The sequence below is a fragment of the Rathayibacter sp. PhB127 genome, from assembly GCF_003751665.1.
Taxonomy (GTDB): Bacteria; Actinomycetota; Actinomycetes; order Actinomycetales; family Microbacteriaceae; genus Rathayibacter; species Rathayibacter festucae.
Genome location: NZ_RKHW01000009.1, coordinates 1 through 1,574, shown reverse-complemented (window position 1 = coordinate 1,574; position 1,574 = coordinate 1). Strand labels below are relative to the sequence as shown.

The following is a 1,574-nucleotide window of genomic DNA, read 5'->3' as shown; positions in this document are numbered from 1 at the left end:
TTCGTAATTTTTTTACGGAGAGTTTGATCCTGGCTCAGGACGAACGCTGGCGGCGTGCTTAACACATGCAAGTCGAACGATGAAGCCCAGCTTGCTGGGTGGATTAGTGGCGAACGGGTGAGTAACACGTGAGTAACCTGCCCTTGACTCTGGGATAAGCGCTGGAAACGGCGTCTAATACCGGATACGACCTGCCCCGGCATCGGGTGCGGGTGGAAAGTTTTTCGGTCAAGGATGGACTCGCGGCCTATCAGGTAGTTGGTGAGGTAATGGCTCACCAAGCCGACGACGGGTAGCCGGCCTGAGAGGGTGACCGGCCACACTGGGACTGAGACACGGCCCAGACTCCTACGGGAGGCAGCAGTGGGGAATATTGCACAATGGGCGAAAGCCTGATGCAGCAACGCCGCGTGGGGGATGACGGCCTTCGGGTTGTAAACCTCTTTTAGTAGGGAAGAAGGGCTTCGGCTTGACGGTACCTGCAGAAAAAGCACCGGCTAACTACGTGCCAGCAGCCGCGGTAATACGTAGGGTGCAAGCGTTGTCCGGAATTATTGGGCGTAAAGAGCTCGTAGGCGGTTTGTCGCGTCTGCTGTGAAAACCCGAGGCTCAACCTCGGGCCTGCAGTGGGTACGGGCAGACTAGAGTGCGGTAGGGGAGAATGGAATTCCTGGTGTAGCGGTGGAATGCGCAGATATCAGGAGGAACACCGATGGCGAAGGCAGTTCTCTGGGCCGTTACTGACGCTGAGGAGCGAAAGCGTGGGGAGCGAACAGGATTAGATACCCTGGTAGTCCACGCCGTAAACGTTGGGAACTAGATGTGGGGACCTTTCCACGGTCTCCGTGTCGCAGCTAACGCATTAAGTTCCCCGCCTGGGGAGTACGGCCGCAAGGCTAAAACTCAAAGGAATTGACGGGGGCCCGCACAAGCGGCGGAGCATGCGGATTAATTCGATGCAACGCGAAGAACCTTACCAAGGCTTGACATATACCGGAAACTTCCAGAAATGGTTGCCCCGCAAGGTCGGTATACAGGTGGTGCATGGTTGTCGTCAGCTCGTGTCGTGAGATGTTGGGTTAAGTCCCGCAACGAGCGCAACCCTCGTTCTATGTTGCCAGCACGTCATGGTGGGAACTCATAGGAGACTGCCGGGGTCAACTCGGAGGAAGGTGGGGATGACGTCAAATCATCATGCCCCTTATGTCTTGGGCTTCACGCATGCTACAATGGCCGGTACAAAGGGCTGCGATACCGTAAGGTGGAGCGAATCCCAAAAAGCCGGTCTCAGTTCGGATTGAGGTCTGCAACTCGACCTCATGAAGTCGGAGTCGCTAGTAATCGCAGATCAGCAACGCTGCGGTGAATACGTTCCCGGGCCTTGTACACACCGCCCGTCAAGTCATGAAAGTCGGTAACACCCGAAGCCAGTGGCCTAACCGCAAGGAGGGAGCTGTCGAAGGTGGGATCGGTGATTAGGACTAAGTCGTAACAAGGTAGCCGTACCGGAAGGTGCGGCTGGATCACCTCCTTTCTAAGGAGCATCTGGACACCATGCGTTTAGGCGTAGAGGT

The 1,574-nt window shown here is 56.2% G+C and carries 1 rRNA gene; it reads left to right on the top strand.

The features are described 5' to 3' along the window. Positions 1–11 precede the first annotated feature (11 nt). Positions 12–1,534: ribosomal RNA gene (locus tag EDF22_RS20335) — 16S ribosomal RNA — on the top strand. Positions 1,535–1,574 lie beyond the last annotated feature (40 nt).